The organism is Paenibacillus aurantius (assembly GCF_032268605.1).
GTDB classification, from domain to species: Bacteria; Bacillota; Bacilli; order Paenibacillales; family NBRC-103111; genus Paenibacillus_AO; species Paenibacillus_AO aurantius.
Map to the genome: position 1 here is coordinate 39,771 of NZ_CP130318.1, position 16,742 is coordinate 56,512.

The window sequence follows — 16,742 nt, forward strand, 5'->3', positions numbered from 1 at the left end:
TTGTTACTCCCCGTGGAACCGATCTTCCCGCATGTCCACGGCTCCCGAGTTAACGGGAGGCTGAATCGCGACCGGCGTATCCGTGACCCGGGTCTCTTGAAGATCCGTGGCTCCGGCCGCGTGGGTCCTGAGGGTTTCGAGCTCGGGGTTGCCCGCCTCCATCTCCACGGCGGAAGCCGTTACTGCTTCCTCGGCGGGGGCACCGGCTGCGGGAGGCGCAGACGGGGTGCCGGCTCCCAGCCCGAAGGCTTTCATCAGCCGCTGCATAAGCGTTTGGTCGGCCATGCCCATTCCTCCTTTCGCCGCCTCATGATGGGCGGCTTGTCAGGCTTAGCATGGCTAAGACAGGCTGGCCCTATGCAGGAGCCAGCCGTTTCTTCATGAGCCGCAGAAGCCGATCGGGCTCCAGGGGCTTGCTGATATAATCCGTCGCCCCAGCCATCAAGCATTTCTCCCGGTCGCCTTCCATGGCTTGGGCCGAAACCGCGATCACCGGGAGGTCCTTCAAACGGGGGTTGCGCCGCAGATGCCGGATGGCGTCCAGACCGTTCATCTCCGGCATCATAATATCCATGAGCACAAGCCTTACATCCGGATGGCGGCGGAGGCTTTCCAGGCCTTCCCTTCCGTTGTAAGCCACGAGAACGTGATAGGGCTGGTCCTTCAGAATCGCTTGCAGCGATAGAAGATTCCGCCGGTCGTCATCGACGATCAGCACCTTCGCTTTAGGCCCCTCCGACTGGGAAAGAAGAGCCGCGGGGGAAGCGGAAGCCGACGGGGGAAGAGCGGGCTTGCTCCCGGAAGGCAGAGCCGCGGGAGGAAGGACAATGGCTTCTTCGGCGGGCACCTCCAGAAGGGGGAGGAAGAAGGTGAAGGTGCTGCCTTCCTCTTCCCGGCTTCTTAGCTCGATATGGCCTCCCAGCAGCTGGGCGAACTGCTTTGAAATCGACAGGCCCAGTCCGGTGCCTCCGTATCTCCGGCTGGTGGTGCCGTCCGCCTGCTGAAAGGCTTCGAACACGAGGGTAAGCTTATCCGGCGAGATCCCGATTCCGGTATCCGAAATGACGAATTTCAACCAGCCAAGGACGCCGCCGCCAACCTCATGGGCCGAAATCTCCCCGGGTTTCTCGGCCAAACTGACCCGGAACGTAACCGATCCCGATTCGGTGAACTTGAAGGCGTTCGAGAGAAGGTTTTTAAGGATTTGCTGCAGGCGCTGTCCGTCCGTATAGACAATATCCGGCACGTCGGCATCCCGGCTTACAAAGAAGGACAGCCCTTTTTGACGGGCCATCGGGTCAAAGGCTCGCTTCATCAAGAAGGGAAGCTCGTTGACATTCACTTCCCCGTAATGCATTTCCATTTTGCCGGCTTCCACCTTGGAGAGGTCCAAAATATCGTTGATCAAGTGAAGCAGGTCGTTCCCCGAACTATGGATCAGCGAAGCATACTGGACCTCCTCGGGGAGGAGGGTGTGGTTGCGGTTGTCCTTCAGCAGCTGCGAGAGGATAAGCAGGCTGTTAAGGGGTGTGCGCAGCTCATGAGACATGTTGGCGAGAAATTCTGATTTGTACCGGTTCGTCTCCGTCAGGAGCCGGGCTTTTTCTTCGAGAGCGGATTGGGTACGGATCAGCTCCTCGGTTTTTTCCCCCGATATTTTCACCTGTTCTTCCAGCCGGTGATTGATGAGCTGAAGTTCCTCCCGGGAGCGGTAATCCTCTCTCAAATCCCACAGCACCCATGTAAAGAAAGCACTGAGGACCAAGCTCAAGGGCAGCGTCCGGCTCGCGATCTGCCACAGGTAGACGGCCGGTTCGATGACCCCCAGCACGGCGATATCCACGACATTCACGACATTGATCACGGCGATCAGAACCGCCATCCGGGTCAGCTGGCTGCGGCCGTTCCGGCGGAGCCATTCATGCACCAGCGCACAAACGATGCCCAGGATCACCATGTTGACGAACCCCACCCAGGAGGCCGTTTGAAGACCGAAGGTAAGACGGGTTACCCCGATGCCGATCCCGATCAGAAAGATGGACAGGGGCCGGCTTACAAAAAGTGGAGCCGCAATCAAAGGAATGAACCGAAGGTCGAACAGCACCGATTCATCCAACCGCAGGCCGAAGAACATCGAGGTCCAGCCCCCGAGAATAGCCCCCGTTACAAAAAAAATCTCTCTTCGCTTCGGGCTGACGCGGGGCAGGAGATTCTTATTGATCAGCCCGGCTAAGTAGGTCAAGGCAAGGAGGGTGCAAAGATTGGTAAAAAAATATCTGGATAAGTCCATGGGGGAATCCTTCCCGACGCAGGAAACGTCTAGTTCCAAGCCTTCCTTTTGCCTTATTATACCGCATCCCGCTGAGGGGGCAAAGCAGACCAGACAGGAGCTCGCAGCATTTGATAGATTGCTAGGTTTAGAGAATCGGTCCCCTGTCCATACTGTAGCTATACCCGCCGATAACCGATAAACGGCAGAGGGAAGGGGCCGGAACCATGGTCAGAAGAACGGAATATGCCAAATTCATTTATATCGCTTTTGCCCTTATTGTTCTTATGATGAATTGGGAGTCGAACAAAACCAATGCGGCCGTAGCCGCTTCCGGGATTCCGCAGGAATCCATCCGGGTGCGCATTCTGGGCAACTCGGACAATCTGCAGGACCAGGCCGTCAAGAAAATCGTGCGAGACCGCGTGGTGGAGGAAATCAACGGATGGGTGACGGAGCCCCACAACCTGGAGATGGCGCGGGAGGACATTCGGGCCCATCTGGGCGAGCTGGATGAGATCGTCGGCCAGGTGCTGCAAGAGAAAGGGTTTGGCTACGGACACAAGGTTGAACTGGACACGGTGCCATTCCCGGAAAAAATGTACGGGGGCCAGCTTTATCCCGCGGGCAGCTACGAGGCGCTGCGGATCACGCTCGGTTCCGGCCAGGGCAAGAACTGGTGGTGCGTGCTATTCCCTCCTCTCTGCTTCGGGGATGCCGTCAAAAAAGAAAACAAAGCCGAGGCCGCCCCGGCGGCAGCCAAGCCGGCCGTTACGAAGACGTCGATGACTTCCGGCCAGGGCCAGGAAAGCAAGGACAAGGCGGTAACGCTCTCGAAGAGCCAAACGGCGAAGACGGGAGAAGGAAGCGGGAAGGCGGAGGTCCGGAACGCAGAGACGCCAAGCGGCGGCAGCCAAGCCGAAGAAAGCACGGAAACGTCGAAGGTGGAGGCGCGATCGTTCTTCTGGGATCTGCTCAAGAGCTTCTTCGGATGGATAAAAGGGCTGTTCGCCTAAAAACCGGTGCCGGCCAAAAAAGTCCAAGTTATCCGCCTCTTAAACCATGTAAAACGATGGACATAATAGGAATAGGTAAGCGGCTGGCTAGGCAGCAGCCTAAGGGAGAGGCCCGCCGTGACACGGAACGGACGGAACGCTATAATGAGGCAAAAACCAGTAAGGATGAGTGGAAGATGACACAGGTATGGAGGGCGGAGCCCGCTGGAGCCGGCCATCAGGAGGCCGTGGAAGCGGCGGCACGTTTGCTGAAAGAAGGGGGGCGGGTCGCCTTTCCGACGGAAACGGTGTACGGCCTCGGGGCGGACGCCCGCAGCACGGAAGCGGTAGAGGGGATTTTTGCCGCGAAGGGACGCCCTTCCGACAATCCCCTCATCGTGCATATCGCCGACCGCGCCCAGCTCGGCGAGATCGTCGCCGGCGTGGACGAGCTGTCGGCCCGCCTCATGGACGCCTTCTGGCCCGGCCCCCTGACGCTCGTGCTCCCGGTCAAGCCGGGCGCCCTCTCGCCCCGCGTCACCGCGGGGCTTGCGACTGTCGGCGTCCGCATGCCCGATCACCCGCTCGCGCTGGCGCTGATCCGCGTGGCGGGCTGCCCGGTCGCCGCGCCGAGCGCGAACCGCTCCGGCCGCCCGAGCCCGACGCGAGCCGAGCACGTGCTCGATGACCTGAACGGGGTCATCGAAGGCGTGCTCGACGGCGGCCCGACGGGCGTCGGCGTCGAGTCGACGGTCGTCGAAGCCGCCGGCGGCGCCGTGCACGTGCTGCGCCCGGGCGGCGTAAGCGCCGAAGCACTCGAGCGGTTCGCGCCCGTCGCCGGCGCGGGCCCGGACGGCGAGCCTGGCGCTCCGGGCGGCGAGGACGCGCTTCATGCCCCGAAGGCACCGGGCATGAAGTACGCGCACTACGCCCCGCGCGGGCGCCTTGCCGTCGTGCAGGGCCCGTCGCCCGAGGCGGTGAGTTCCTGGATCCGCCAGGAACTCGCGCGGGCGAAGGCCGCCGGCGAACGCACGGGCGTGCTCGCCTGCGCCGAGCATGCGGCGCGCTACGACGCCGACGCCGTCATCGCCTGCGGCCGGCTCGGCGATCCCGGCTCCGCAGCCCGCGGGCTCTACGACGCCCTGCGCGGCTTTGACGAGGCCGGGGTGACCTTCATCCTCGCCGAGGCCGTCGAAGAGAGCGGCATCGGCGCCGCGGTGATGAACCGGCTGCGCAAGGCGGCCGGAGGCCGGGTCATCCGGCTTTAAGCTCCGCCTGAACGGTTTGGCGATGCCCGCGGCGACTTGCTTTTTGCGCCAAAGACGCAGGCTTGCTTGCCGCACGAGGGGCGGGGGAACTTTTGGTTTCCCGGCCTTTTTTTGCATCCTTCAGCGGATTCCCCCTTCCGAACCGCTTCTAACTTAGGCAGGCGCCTCTGCCCCGTAGCATTCGCCGGCATCCCCGCCCTTTGCCCGTCCGGCGCGTTACCGCCTCCGTCCTGCTCCGGGTAAGGCGGTCCCTCCCTGGGACAAACCGGACATGTTTCCCTCAAGCTCCGCATATCTTGGGAAAGAATAGGCGGACAAAGGGGAGAGGAGCATGGAAGCGGCACCGGTGTGGGGCGAATTGATCACTCTTTTGCTGATGGCGGTGGCTCTGGGGATGGATGCGTTCTCCCTCGGAATCGGGATCGGCTTGAAAGGAATTCGCCTACTCGACATTTGCAAAATCAGTTTCACCATCGGCCTTTTCCATATTGTCATGCCTTTGACCGGCATGTTTATGGGGCATTATGCGGGCGAGCTGCTCGGCGGAGTCGCGACGGCGGCCGGAGGGGGCCTGCTGGTGGTGCTCGGTGCTCATATGGTGTACAGCGCTATGCGGGGAGACGCCGTTCAATCCATCGACCACCGGACGTTCTGGGGGTTGATGCTGTTCTCCTTAACGGTCAGCATTGATTCTTTCTCGGTGGGCGTATCGCTCGGTATGTTCGCGTCGGACCTGCTGCTGACGGTTCTTCTTTTCGGGCTGCTGGGAGGGTTTATGTCGGTGCTCGGCCTGCTGCTCGGGCGCCGGGTGGGCCAGTGGGTGGGAGATTACGGGGAAGCCTTCGGCGGCTTGATTCTTCTTGCTTTCGGCCTGAAGTTTCTGATGTAGAGCTTTCGTCAAGGGCAGGAAAAGCGGGCGTTCGCCTGCGCCTAACACGCTGCAGCGGGTCCGGGTGGATAAGCCCGGACCCTTCCTATTATAATATAAGAGAGACATGCCGGAAGAAAAAGGAGTGGGCAGAATGATCAACCATGTGCTGTTCGTTTGTACGGGAAATACGTGCCGAAGTCCTTTGGCGGAAGGGATTTTCCGGCTGCTTGCGGAGCGCAAGGGAATCCGCGTGACCGTGTCCTCCGCCGGAGTATCCGCAGTGGACGGCTGCTCGATTTCGGGGCATTCGCGCCGGATTCTACAGGACAAGGGGCTGAACGAAGCCCTGTCCTCCAAGTCGCTCTCCCCGGAGCTGATCCGCCGGGCGGACCTCATCCTGACCATGACCGTCAGCCACAAAAGGCTTCTCCTCCAACGCTTCCCGGAGGCCGTGGACAAAACGTACACCTTAAAAGAATATACAGCCCACGCTGCCGCGGATTCCGGTGAGGCCGGCGAGAAGGAACGGCTCATTGTGGACCTGCAGATCAAGCAGGCGCTTGGTCAGCCCATTACGGCTGAGGACCGGCGCAGGCTGGCCGAGCTGGAAGGTACAGGGGCGGACCTCGACATCCGCGATCCTTTCGGAGGCTCCTTGGAGGAATACCAGGCCTGCGCGCTGGAGATTGAGGAGAGCGTGGAGAAGCTCCTCGACAAGCTGTAACCGGCAGCCTGGAGGAGGAGGAGGCGAGGGAGCCAAAGACGGTACGTCCCCTGACTTTTCCGCAGGGAGGCCGCCTTCCGGGCTTTACAGCCTCCGCAAAATGCGGTAAGATAAAGGCATATTCAAGGAGGAAGCCGCTCACGCGGAATTCTCCCACTGGACCCGGTGTAACTGGCGACAACGTGGAACCAACCACAATGGAGCACCGGGCCATACGGCCGGTCGCCTGGGCAAAGAGCATCTCGTGCGTGCACGAGTGTGCTCTTTTTCTATTTGTTGGGCGGGATCGGCGTTATCGGGTATAATGAAGGGGACTTGTCTATCCGTGCCCGTCTCTTGCGGGCCTTGACATTCTACACCTATCTTGGGAGGACCAGAACCTATGAAAATTGTAATCGGAGCCGATCACGCAGGATACCGTTTGAAGGAAGAAATCAAGACGTTCGTCGCCGGTCTGGGCCATGAGGTGACCGACATGGGCACCCAGAACGAGGAGTCCGTGGACTACCCGGATTTCGCGTCCGCCGTTTGCGAGAAGGTGGCTTCGGGAGAAGCCGATAAAGGCATTCTCCTCTGTGGAACCGGCATCGGCATGTCGATTGCGGCGAACAAAATCCCCGGCATCCGCTGTGCGCTTGTGCACGATCTGTTCAGCGCGAAGGCGACCCGCGAGCACAATGACACCAATGTGCTGGCCATGGGCGAGCGCGTAGTGGGGCCGGGCATCGCGCAGGAGATTACCCGCCTCTGGCTGGAGACGGAATTCTCCGAAGGGCCCCGTCACCAGAACCGCGTCGGAAAGGTTCGCTCGCTGGAAGAGAAGTACTCCCTTCATCCATAAAACTCGCCTGTTCCACCTATCCTAAGCAGGAGGCCGGGAGGTAGGGGCCTCGCAGTGTCTTATCCGCAAGGTAAGGCACCAGAATCCGAAAATTCGGCAAGGAGGCGTGATGGCGGTGAAGGAGAACGAAGCGAACCGGGCGGGACAGCCGGAGTGGGACCCGGAGGCGGATCTGTCGCAGCGTGTGGAAACCGCGCTGACGGAGCTGGTCCAGGCCGGAAAGGTCGAAGAGGGCCAGATTGTCGTCATCGGGACGAGCACAAGCGAAGTGATCGGGCGGCATATCGGGACGGCCGGGAGCGAGGAGGCGGCAGCCGCCATCTTCGAAGGCGTGCAAAGGGTCCGCGGGCGAATCGGCTTCTTCCCCGCTTTCCAGTGCTGCGAGCATTTGAACCGCGCGCTTGTGGTGGAAAAGGAGCTGCTCTCGAGGTACCCTCTGCTCGAACCGGTATCGGTGATTCCGGTTCCGCGGGCAGGCGGGTCGATGGCGGCATACGCCTTCCGCAAGCTGAAGCAGCCGGTAGTGGTGGAGACGATCCGGGCTCACGCCGGAATCGATATCGGAGGAACGCTGATCGGGATGCACCTGATCCCGGTAGCCGTGCCGCTCCGCTCCTCCGTGCGGATGATCGGGGAGGCCCCCGTCTCCATGGCCTACACGAGGCCGAAGCTGATTGGCGGCGCCCGTGCCGTCTATGTGGTCGAGACGGTGACGGATGCCGGAACGTGTGACTGAGTTTGGGATGGCAGGATAAGCGGGCTTGAACCGCCTTTTAATCAATGGGGAGGAATCGAACATGGAACATTTACGCAAGCAGGATCCGGAAGTGTTGGCGGCCATGAGCAAGGAGCTCAACCGCCAGCGCGACAACATTGAACTGATCGCCTCGGAGAACTTCGTCAGCGAGGCCGTGCTGGATGCCCTGGGCACCGTGCTGACGAACAAGTACGCCGAAGGCTATCCCGGCAAGCGCTTCTACGGCGGCTGCGAGCACGTCGACGTGGTGGAGGACATTGCCCGCAACCGCGTGAAGGAAATTTTCGGAGCCGAGCACGCGAACGTTCAGCCCCATTCGGGCGCTCAAGCGAACCTGGCCGTTTATCTCGCCACCGTCAAGCCGGGAGACACCATCCTCGGCATGAACTTGGCCCATGGCGGCCATCTAACGCACGGTAACCCGGCGAACGCGTCCGGCCTGCTCTATAACTTCGTGGCGTATGGCGTTGATCCGAACACGTTCCGCATCGACTACGACGAAGTCCGCAAGGCGGCCTTCAAGCATCGTCCGAAGCTGATCGTGGCCGGAGCGAGCGCTTATCCGCGCACCATCGATTTCGAAGCCTTCGCTTCGATCGCGAACGATGTGGGCGCCCTGTTCATGGTAGATATGGCGCACATCGCAGGTCTGGTAGCGGCAGGTCTTCATCCGAACCCGGTTCCGCACGCTCATTTCGTGACCTCGACCACACACAAAACGCTTCGCGGTCCCCGCGGCGGCTTGATTCTCTGCAAGCAGCCTTGGGCACGGGAAATCGACAAGGCCGTGTTCCCGGGAACCCAGGGCGGACCGCTGATGCACGTTATCGCGGCGAAAGCCGTTTCCTTCGGCGAAGCCCTGCAGCCTGATTTCAAGACGTATCAGGAGAATGTCGTGAAGAACGCCGCTACGCTGGCCGAATCCTTGGCCGCTGAAGGCTTGAACATCGTATCGGGCGGAACCGACAACCACCTGATTCTGGTTGATCTGCGCAGCATCAACATGACAGGTAAAGCCGCCCAGCATCTTCTCGACGAAGTGGGCGTAACGGCCAACAAGAACGCCATTCCGTTCGACCCGACGAGCCCATTCGTCACAAGCGGCATCCGGCTCGGAACACCGGCGGCTACTTCCCGCGGCATGGATCAGGAAGCGATGAAGAAGATCGCCGAGATTATCGCCATGACGCTGAAGAATCCGGACGACAGCTCGGTGCACGAGAAAGCCCGCGGCATGGTCCGCGATCTGACCGCGCAGTTCCCTCTCTACGCCAACATGAAATACGAAGCTTAATCCAGGAAACAGGCGCCCGTTCGGGCGGCATCCGGCTCCCTTGCGAGGGAGCCTTTTCTTTTGGCATGGACGGTATCGGCCGCTTTCGGCAAGGGACGGGCTCCGTTCGGTCCGTCCGGGTATTCGCGCTCTTTTTTGGACAAGATTATACGAGGATGTTTATGGTATAATGTACGAGGTTTGTCAGGCATCAGGAGTTAAAGAAGGGCTAAACGACGCTCGGGAGGACTGTTATGGGTAAAGTATTTATTTGCGACCATCCGCTGATTCAGCATAAGCTCACCTACATACGGGATGAGAATACCACGACCAAGGACTTCCGCGAACTGGTCGATGAAGTCGCCACGCTGATGGCTTATGAAATTACGAGGGAAATTCCGCTCGAGACGATCCAAGTCAAGACACCGGTCACAACGACCGACGGTAAAATCATTTCCGGCCGCATGCTCGGCCTCATTCCGATTCTTCGGGCGGGCCTCGGCATGGTGGACGGCATCCTCAAGCTGCTTCCGGCCGCCAAGGTCGGCCATGTGGGTTTGTACCGCGACCCCGAAACCTTGCAGCCGGTGGAATATTACGTCAAGCTTCCGACCGACGTGCTCGAGCGCGAGCTGATCGTGATTGACCCGATGCTCGCCACCGGGGGCTCGGCGATCGCCGCCATCGACGTGCTCAAGAAGCGGCAGTGCACCCAGATCAAGCTGATGTGCCTGATTGCCGCTCCGGAAGGCATCAAGGCGATGCAGGAAGCGCATCCGGATATCGATATTTACGTAGCCGCCATAGACGATCACCTAGATGACCACGGCTACATTGTTCCCGGCTTGGGAGACGCGGGGGACCGCCTGTTCGGAACGAAGTAGAAGGACCGCTTGTCCGGGCTTAAGCTAGAGGCTTGCCGGGATGAGCCAACAGACAAGCGAAACGGGGGAATGAAACGCATGAGTCGTATCAAAGTAATGACTGTTTTCGGCACGAGACCCGAAGCGATCAAGATGGCTCCGCTTATTTTGGAATTGGAAAAGCATCCCGATAAGATCGAATCGGTCGTCTGTCTGACGGCGCAGCACCGTCAAATGCTGGACCAGGTGCTGGAGGTATTCCGCATCAAGGCCGATTATGACCTGGATGTCATGAAGGACCGCCAGACCTTGCAGGAATTGACCGTTCGCGTGCTTCAGGGACTGGAGCCCGTTTTTACGGAAGCGAAGCCCGATATCGTCCTGGTCCACGGGGATACGCTGACGACGTTCCTCGCGAGCTACGCCGCCTTCCTCCAGCAGATCAAGGTCGGCCATGTGGAAGCGGGCCTGCGCACGTGGAACAAGCTGTCCCCGTATCCGGAGGAAATGAACCGCCAGCTGACCGGCGTCCTGGCCGACCTGCATTTTGCCCCTACGGACTGGTCGGCCGGCAACCTGCTGAAGGAGAACAAGAATCCGGAGACGATCTACATAACCGGAAACACCGCTACGGACGTGTTCCAGTACACGGTTAAGCAGGATTATCAGCATCCGGTGCTCGAATGGGCGGAAGGCAAGCGTCTCATCTTCATGACCGCTCACCGGAGAGAGTCCCAAGGGGAGCCGCACCGGCAAATCTTCCGGGCCGTCAGAAGGCTCGCCGATGAGTTCGAGGATATCGCCATCGTCTATCCGGTTCATCTGAGCCCGGCCGTCCGCGAGCCGGCCTACGAAATTCTCGGCGATCATCCGCGCATCAAGCTCATTGATCCGGTCGATGTTATGGACGTGCACAACTTTTTCCCGCATACCCACCTGATTCTGACCGACTCCGGCGGCATTCAAGAAGAAGCCCCGTCCTTCGGCATTCCGGTGTTGGTGCTGCGCGACACGACCGAGCGTCCCGAGGGCATCGAAGCCGGAACGCTTGAGCTTGCGGGCTCCGACGAGGATCATGTGTTCAACCGGGCAAGGGCTCTCCTGACGGATGAAGAGCTGTACCGGCGGATGAGTCAGGCGGCCAACCCGTACGGCGACGGCCACGCATCGGAGCGGATCGTCCAAGCCATTCTTCACCATTTTGACAAAAACGAGGAGCCTCCGAAACCGTTCTCCGCGAATAAGCTGTAACCAAGATCACAGGGTCACACTGTACAGTTCTACTGTGTGGTTTGGAAATGGGAAAAATGCTTGATTCTCAAGGGTTTTTCCCACTTCCGTTCACAAAGTGTTCCAATTTATAATAATTGACAAACCGAACTTTACTTAGATAAAATGAATGAGGATTACTAGGGTGTTTCAGGTGACTTCGTTAGGAGGTTAAGATGAAAGATCGCAAATCCGATGAGAACCCTTGGCGGGGGGCGGCTATCGTCAGCGCCATGGGGGCGGACCTGGCCGTTTGTGTCGGAGCGGGCTACTGGATCGGTTCCAAGCTCGATGACCGGTTCGGAGGCGGACAGCTTTGGACGCTGGTCGGGCTTATGGCAGGATTGGTCATCGGCGGTGTCGGTGTATTCTTCCTGATCCGACTCTTTGCGGAGGACAACCATGACTGACTTGCTGGTTCATCTTAAACGAGTGACCCGAATATCCTTCTTTTTTTTGTCCGTTTGCTTTCTTTGCTGGGCGGTCTTCCCTCGGTATCAGCCGATTTTTGGGGGGCTGGTTATCGGCGTGCTTGCAAGCGTGATCAATATGTATCACTTGGGCTGGAAGGTACATAAGGTTGGGGGAGCTGCAGCCGAACGGACCGGCCGAAGAGTCACTCTCGGGTATCCGACCAGAGCCGCCTTTGCGCTGCTGGCCGTACTGGTTTCCACCCGGACGCTTCATTTCGATTTATTCGCCACTATTGTTGGATTAATTTTTTCGCAGTTGGCAACACTCGTACTGGGTTATCTTTCTACGGCAAGATCCAAAGATTCAGACTCTTCCGATGAAAGGGGTGAAAAAGAATAATGGAACACATTGCACCGATTATTCACCTGGGCGGCATCGAATTCGATCTGTCCGTCATTCTGATGATTCTGGTTACCAGCGCGATTGTGCTTATCCTTGGTTTGATGGCCGTCCGCAACGCTTCGGTCACCAATCCGACCAAGATGCAGAACTTCCTGGAATGGGTTATCGAATTTGTCGTTAACATCATCGGATCCACGATGGATTTCAAAAAAGGCAAACTCTATCTTAGCTTGGGCCTGGCTCTCATTATGTATATTTTCGTAGGAAATATGCTGGGGCTGCCGGCAGCGATCATTACCGAGCATGAGAAGCCGGCCAGCGCATTCGGTCAGGAATTCGTCACGCAGGAGCAGCTGGATGAGGCTCACCATAAAGCGGAAGCCAAAGGAACCGAGTCCCATGGGGTTGAGGTCTCCTGGTACAAATCCCCGACAGCCGACGTTGCCGTTACGGGAGCTCTAACCGTGCTGGTTATCGGGCTGACCCACTTTGAAGGCTTGAGAAGAAACCGGAAGTACTACTTGAAGCACTATGTCGACCCGTACATTCCTTTCCTGCCGCTTAACCTGATCAAGGAAGTCGCCAAGCCGCTGTCTCTCGCTCTTCGTCTATACGGGAATATCTATGCCGGCGAGGTGATGATTGCGGTCATCAAAGGCTTGAGCTGGTTCGGAATCCCGGCTCTGATCGTCTGGCAGGGCTTTAGTGTGTTCGTTGGCGCGATTCAAGCCTTCGTATTCGTTATGCTGACGATGGTGTATATGTCTCAAGCGATCATACATGAAGAGCACAGCCACTAGTTTCACAGCAGGCAACAAGGATTTACCTCGAATGCGGATCTCTGAATCTAACAAGTTCGGGTGAATATAAGTTAACCACTCATTAAATTGAAATTTAGGGAGGATATTTATCAATGGGAGCTTTAGCATTAGTAGCAGCAGCAATCGTGTTTGGTCTGGGTGCCTTGGGCGCCGGTATCGGTAACGGTTTGATCGTAGGACGTACGGTAGAGGGAATTTCCCGTCAGCCTGAGCTTCGCGGAACGCTTCAAACGACGATGTTTATCGGGGTTGCGCTGGTCGAGGCCCTGCCGGTTATCACCCTCGTATTGGCTTTCATTTTCTACGGCCAAGCTTAATGATGACGGATTGGCGGGGATGGCCACAGCCTCCACGCCTTCGTTTTGCCTTTAACGGATTACCCCATCGCTCAGAAAGGAGTGACGTTCGGTGCATATAGTATGGTCTTCGTTTTTTATCCAGCTCGTGGCATTCCTGATCCTCTTCTGGCTCCTCAAAAAGTATGCGTTCGGTCCTTTGTTCAGCATCATGGAGAAGCGCAAAGAGCTCGTTCAGGAACAGATCCAAACCGCCGAATCGAACCGCAAGCAGACGGAACAGCTTCTCGCTGAACAGAAGCAGGCGATCGAAACGGCCCGCAAGGAAGCTTATGATATTCTGGAGCAGGCCAGACAGACGAGCGGACGCCAGGCGGATGAGCTCATTCAGAACGCCAAAGCGGAAGCCGGCCGTCTTAAGGAAGAGGCTCTTAAAGATATCGAGAACGAGAAGAACAAAGCGGTTGCGGCTCTGCGCAGTCAAGTCAGCGCTATGTCCGTGTTGATCGCTTCGAAAATTATCGAGAAGCAAGTCGATCAGAAGTCCCAGGAGCAGTTGATTGACCAATACCTGCAAGAGGTAGGAGGCAAGCAATGAGCCAGGACACGATCGTAGCGAAGCGGTATGCCAAGGCGCTTTTCGAAGTGGCCAGAGGCCGGAACCAAATCGCCCAGGTCGAGGAAGAGCTGGCGGCTGTCGTTTCTTCTATTCGAGAGAACGCCGACTTCCGCCGTCTGCTGGAACATCCTAACCTGGACGCTTCCGTCAAAACCAATCTCTTAACCGGGATATACGAAGGTAAGGTCTCGGAGGCCGTATTCAATACGCTGCGTCTCCTGGTAGACAGAGGGCGCGAGTCCCTGCTTCCTTACCTGTTGAACGACTATGTCAAAATCGCGAATGAAGAGCTGGGCCAGGCGAAGGCGATCGTCACGACTCCCCTGCCGCTTACGGCAGAGGAAACCGAGCACATCGCGGCTCAATTCGGCCAGCTGACCGGCAAAACCATCCGCGTCGAGAACGTGATAGATTCCAGCCTGCTCGGTGGGCTGCAGGTTCGCATCGGCGATCGTCTGTATGACGGCAGCTTGTCCGGTAAGCTGAACAGGCTGCAGAAGACTTTGGCAGGATCACAAGCACTGTAGATAGGGGTGAGGATAGTTGAGTATCAGACCTGAAGAAATCAGCACGCTGATTAAAAGTCAAATTGAACAATATAAATCGGAAATTCAAGTTTTTGACGTAGGTACGGTTATTCAAGTCGGTGACGGGATCGCCCGTGCTCACGGTCTTGAGAACGTCATGTCCGGAGAGCTGTTGGAATTTGCTAACGGCGTAATGGGGATGGCTCTTAACCTCGAAGAAAACAACGTCGGTATCGTTATCCTGGGGCCATTCACGGATATCCGTGAAGGAGACCAAGTGAAGCGTACGGGACGCATCATGGAAGTACCGGTAGGGGAAGAACTCCTCGGCCGTGTCGTTAACCCTCTGGGCCAGCCGCTTGACGGCAAGGGTCCGATCAATACGACGCAATTCCGTCCGGTGGAATCCCCGGCGCCTGGCGTTATGGCCCGTAAATCGGTTCACGAGCCGATGCAGACCGGGATCAAAGCAATCGACGCGATGATTCCTATCGGCCGCGGCCAGCGGGAATTGATCATCGGGGACCGTCAGACCGGTAAAACGGCGATCGCTATCGATACGATCATCAACCAGAAGGGCAACGGCGTAAAATGTATTTACGTGGCCATCGGACAGAAGCAGTCCACGGTTGCCGGCGTTGTGGAAACCCTCCGCCGTTTCGGTGCAATGGACTACACCATCGTCGTAACCGCAAGTGCTTCCGAACCGTCCCCGCTGCTGTTCCTGGCTCCATTTGCCGGATGCTCCATGGGTGAGTACTTCATGTACAAAGGCGAGCACGTGCTCGTTATCTACGATGACTTGACCAAACAAGCAGCCGCTTACCGCGAGCTGTCCCTGCTTCTGAGACGTCCTCCGGGCCGCGAAGCTTATCCGGGTGACGTATTCTACCTGCACTCCCGCTTGCTGGAGCGCTCCGCTAAATTGAACGATGAACTGGGCGGCGGGTCCCTGACGGCCCTTCCGTTCATCGAAACCCAAGCGAGTGACGTGTCGGCGTACATTCCGACGAACGTTATCTCCATTACGGACGGCCAGATCTTCCTGGAGTCCGACCTGTTCTACTCCGGTCAGCGTCCGGCGGTTAACGTTGGTATCTCCGTATCCCGGGTAGGTAGCTCGGCTCAGATCAAAGCAATGAAGAAGGTAGCGGGTACGCTCCGTCTGGATCTTGCGGCTTACCGCGAGCTGGCGGCTTTCGCCCAGTTCGGTTCCGACCTCGATAAATCGACCCAGGCCCGTCTGAACCGCGGTGCCCGTACGCTGGAAATTCTGAAGCAAGGGGTAAACCAGCCGCTTCCGGTTGAGAAGCAGGTTGTGAGCATTTACTCCGTTATCAAAGGCTACCTGGACGAAGTTCCGGTTCAGGATATCGGCCGCTTCGAGAAGGAATTCCTGGCGTTCCTGGATTCCAGCCATCCGGAAATTCTCGCTTCCATCCGCGATACGAAAGATATTGTAGCGGATAACGAAAAAGCACTGGGTGAAGCCATCACCAAGTTCCTCAAAGGATTTGCCGTATCGGCGTAAAGATAGAACCAGGCTTGCGCAAGCAAGCCTAACCCCTTGTTCCGACCGTTTCGGGGCAGGGTGATGTTAGTGAAGTCCGTTTTCCCAAGGGAAAACTTCTAGGTGGTGAAAAAGTGGCCAAAGGAATACGCGAAATCAAACGCCAAATCAAGAGCAAGCAGAACATGAAGCAGATCACGAAGGCGATGGAGATGGTGGCGGCATCCAAGTTGAAGCGCGCCCAGAACAGCGCCGAAGCAGCCCGTCCTTATGCGGATAAGATCAAGGACGTGGTAGCCAGCATTGCGGCCGGCACCAAAGGGGTTAAGCACCCCATGCTCCAAAGCCGGGAGATCAAGCGCACCGGATACCTGGTCATCACATCGGACCGCGGGCTTGCCGGCGGATACAACGCCAACGTTCTGCGTAAAGTCCTGAACACCATTCGGGAAAGGCACCAATCGACCAGCGAATACGCCGTCTTCGTTATCGGCCGTAAGGGCCGTGATTTCTTCCGCAAGCGGAATATTCCGATCGTGGAGGAAGTGACGGGACTACCGGATTCGCCGAGCTTCGCCGATATTCGATCCGTTGCTTCGGCTGCCGTGCGCAACTTCGAGAACGGATCCTATGACGAACTCTATTTGGTTTATAACCGGTTTAACAATGCCATTTCCCAAACCCCTGTAGAGAAGCGGCTTCTTCCTCTGGATGACCTCCAGGGATCAAGCACCGGGGCTGTCGCCAACTACGAATACGAACCGTCTCCAGAAGGCGTACTCGAGGTTCTGCTCCCGAAATATGCGGAAACCTTGATTTACAGTGCCGTCTTGGAAGGAAAGGCAAGTGAGTTCGGCGCCCGGATGACTGCCATGGGCAGCGCGACGAAGAATGCGACCAAGCTGATCTCCAGCTTGACCATTGTTTACAACCGTGCCCGTCAGGCTGCCATCACTCAGGAAATCACGGAAATTGTGGCAGGTGCCAATTCCCAGTCTTAATGATATAGAGCGTTGTTAATGA

At 57.8% G+C, this 16,742-nt stretch carries 20 protein-coding genes and 1 riboswitch; of the genes, 17 read left to right on the forward strand and 3 right to left on the reverse strand.

Going from position 1 to position 16,742, the window contains the following annotated elements; translation table 11 throughout:
• Positions 1–3 precede the first annotated feature (3 nt).
• The gene (locus MJA45_RS00195) at positions 4–285 is read right to left on the reverse strand and encodes a hypothetical protein (RefSeq protein ID WP_315605312.1); all 282 of its coding nucleotides are present in this window, start codon (positions 283–285) and stop codon (positions 4–6) included.
• 70 nt (positions 286–355) lie between these two features.
• The gene (locus tag MJA45_RS00200; RefSeq protein WP_315605313.1) at positions 356–2,290 is read right to left on the reverse strand and encodes an ATP-binding protein; all 1,935 of its coding nucleotides are present in this window, start codon (positions 2,288–2,290) and stop codon (positions 356–358) included.
• Between the two features lie 206 nt (positions 2,291–2,496).
• Here MJA45_RS00200 and spoIIR point away from each other — a divergent pair, with 206 nt between their 5' ends.
• From spoIIR to MJA45_RS00235, 7 genes are all read left to right on the forward strand, one after another.
• Positions 2,497–3,285: a stage II sporulation protein R gene (gene spoIIR / locus MJA45_RS00205; RefSeq protein WP_315605314.1), complete on the forward strand. Its 789-nt coding sequence runs from the start codon at positions 2,497–2,499 to the stop codon at positions 3,283–3,285.
• A 176-nt stretch (positions 3,286–3,461) separates the two neighbouring features.
• Entirely contained in the window at positions 3,462–4,532 is a 1,071-nt protein-coding gene (locus MJA45_RS00210) for an L-threonylcarbamoyladenylate synthase (protein ID WP_315605315.1), read from the forward strand.
• A 331-nt stretch (positions 4,533–4,863) separates the two neighbouring features.
• Entirely contained in the window at positions 4,864–5,421 is a 558-nt protein-coding gene (locus MJA45_RS00215) for a manganese efflux pump MntP (protein ID WP_315605316.1), read from the forward strand.
• A gap of 133 nt (positions 5,422–5,554) precedes the next feature.
• Positions 5,555–6,127 carry a low molecular weight protein arginine phosphatase gene (locus tag MJA45_RS00220; RefSeq protein WP_315605317.1) on the forward strand — a complete coding sequence of 191 codons (573 nt, stop codon included), beginning with the start codon at positions 5,555–5,557 and terminating at the stop codon, positions 6,125–6,127.
• 157 nt (positions 6,128–6,284) lie between these two features.
• Positions 6,285–6,366, forward strand: a riboswitch (ZMP/ZTP riboswitch).
• 143 nt (positions 6,367–6,509) lie between these two features.
• Positions 6,510–6,968, forward strand: a complete 459-nt coding sequence (gene rpiB, locus MJA45_RS00225; RefSeq protein WP_315605318.1) for a ribose 5-phosphate isomerase B — start codon at positions 6,510–6,512, stop codon at positions 6,966–6,968.
• Between the two features lie 115 nt (positions 6,969–7,083).
• Positions 7,084–7,704: a TIGR01440 family protein gene (locus MJA45_RS00230; RefSeq protein ID WP_407083094.1), complete on the forward strand. Its 621-nt coding sequence runs from the start codon at positions 7,084–7,086 to the stop codon at positions 7,702–7,704.
• A 61-nt stretch (positions 7,705–7,765) separates the two neighbouring features.
• Positions 7,766–9,019 (forward strand): serine hydroxymethyltransferase, encoded by a 1,254-nt coding sequence (locus tag MJA45_RS00235; protein ID WP_315605320.1) that lies wholly within the window; start codon positions 7,766–7,768, stop codon positions 9,017–9,019.
• Here MJA45_RS00235 and MJA45_RS00240 read toward each other — a convergent pair.
• Positions 9,016–9,162 (reverse strand): hypothetical protein, encoded by a 147-nt coding sequence (locus MJA45_RS00240; protein WP_315605321.1) that lies wholly within the window; start codon positions 9,160–9,162, stop codon positions 9,016–9,018. The genes MJA45_RS00235 and MJA45_RS00240 overlap by 4 nt on opposite strands.
• Before the next feature lie 90 nt (positions 9,163–9,252).
• On the opposite strand from MJA45_RS00240, the gene upp reads away from it, so the two are divergent.
• The 10 genes from upp (at position 9,253) to atpG (ending at position 16,720) form a co-directional block, all read left to right on the forward strand.
• Complete coding sequence (gene upp / locus MJA45_RS00245) at positions 9,253–9,882, forward strand: uracil phosphoribosyltransferase (protein WP_315605322.1); 630 nt, start codon at positions 9,253–9,255, stop codon at positions 9,880–9,882.
• Positions 9,883–9,960: 78 nt separating this feature from the next.
• Entirely contained in the window at positions 9,961–11,112 is a 1,152-nt protein-coding gene (gene wecB, locus MJA45_RS00250; protein ID WP_315605323.1) for a non-hydrolyzing UDP-N-acetylglucosamine 2-epimerase, read from the forward strand.
• A 194-nt stretch (positions 11,113–11,306) separates the two neighbouring features.
• Entirely contained in the window at positions 11,307–11,540 is a 234-nt protein-coding gene (locus MJA45_RS00255; protein WP_315605324.1) for an AtpZ/AtpI family protein, read from the forward strand.
• Positions 11,533–11,943 (forward strand): ATP synthase subunit I, encoded by a 411-nt coding sequence (locus MJA45_RS00260; RefSeq protein ID WP_315605325.1) that lies wholly within the window; start codon positions 11,533–11,535, stop codon positions 11,941–11,943. Before MJA45_RS00255 ends, MJA45_RS00260 begins: the two co-directional genes overlap by 8 nt.
• Complete coding sequence (gene atpB / locus MJA45_RS00265) at positions 11,943–12,746, forward strand: F0F1 ATP synthase subunit A (protein WP_315605326.1); 804 nt, start codon at positions 11,943–11,945, stop codon at positions 12,744–12,746. The genes MJA45_RS00260 and atpB overlap by 1 nt, the downstream gene beginning before the upstream one ends.
• Positions 12,747–12,859: 113 nt before the next feature.
• Positions 12,860–13,084: a F0F1 ATP synthase subunit C gene (gene atpE / locus MJA45_RS00270; RefSeq protein ID WP_315605327.1), complete on the forward strand. Its 225-nt coding sequence runs from the start codon at positions 12,860–12,862 to the stop codon at positions 13,082–13,084.
• A gap of 91 nt (positions 13,085–13,175) precedes the next feature.
• Complete coding sequence (gene atpF / locus MJA45_RS00275) at positions 13,176–13,661, forward strand: F0F1 ATP synthase subunit B (protein WP_315605328.1); 486 nt, start codon at positions 13,176–13,178, stop codon at positions 13,659–13,661.
• Entirely contained in the window at positions 13,658–14,209 is a 552-nt protein-coding gene (locus MJA45_RS00280) for a F0F1 ATP synthase subunit delta (RefSeq protein ID WP_315605329.1), read from the forward strand. The genes atpF and MJA45_RS00280 overlap by 4 nt, the downstream gene beginning before the upstream one ends.
• Positions 14,210–14,225: 16 nt before the next feature.
• Positions 14,226–15,740, forward strand: a complete 1,515-nt coding sequence (atpA, locus tag MJA45_RS00285) for a F0F1 ATP synthase subunit alpha (RefSeq protein ID WP_315605330.1) — start codon at positions 14,226–14,228, stop codon at positions 15,738–15,740.
• A 113-nt stretch (positions 15,741–15,853) separates the two neighbouring features.
• Positions 15,854–16,720, forward strand: coding sequence for an ATP synthase F1 subunit gamma (gene atpG, locus MJA45_RS00290; protein WP_315605331.1), 867 nt, complete (start codon positions 15,854–15,856; stop codon positions 16,718–16,720).
• The last annotated feature ends 22 nt before the right edge of the window (positions 16,721–16,742 follow it).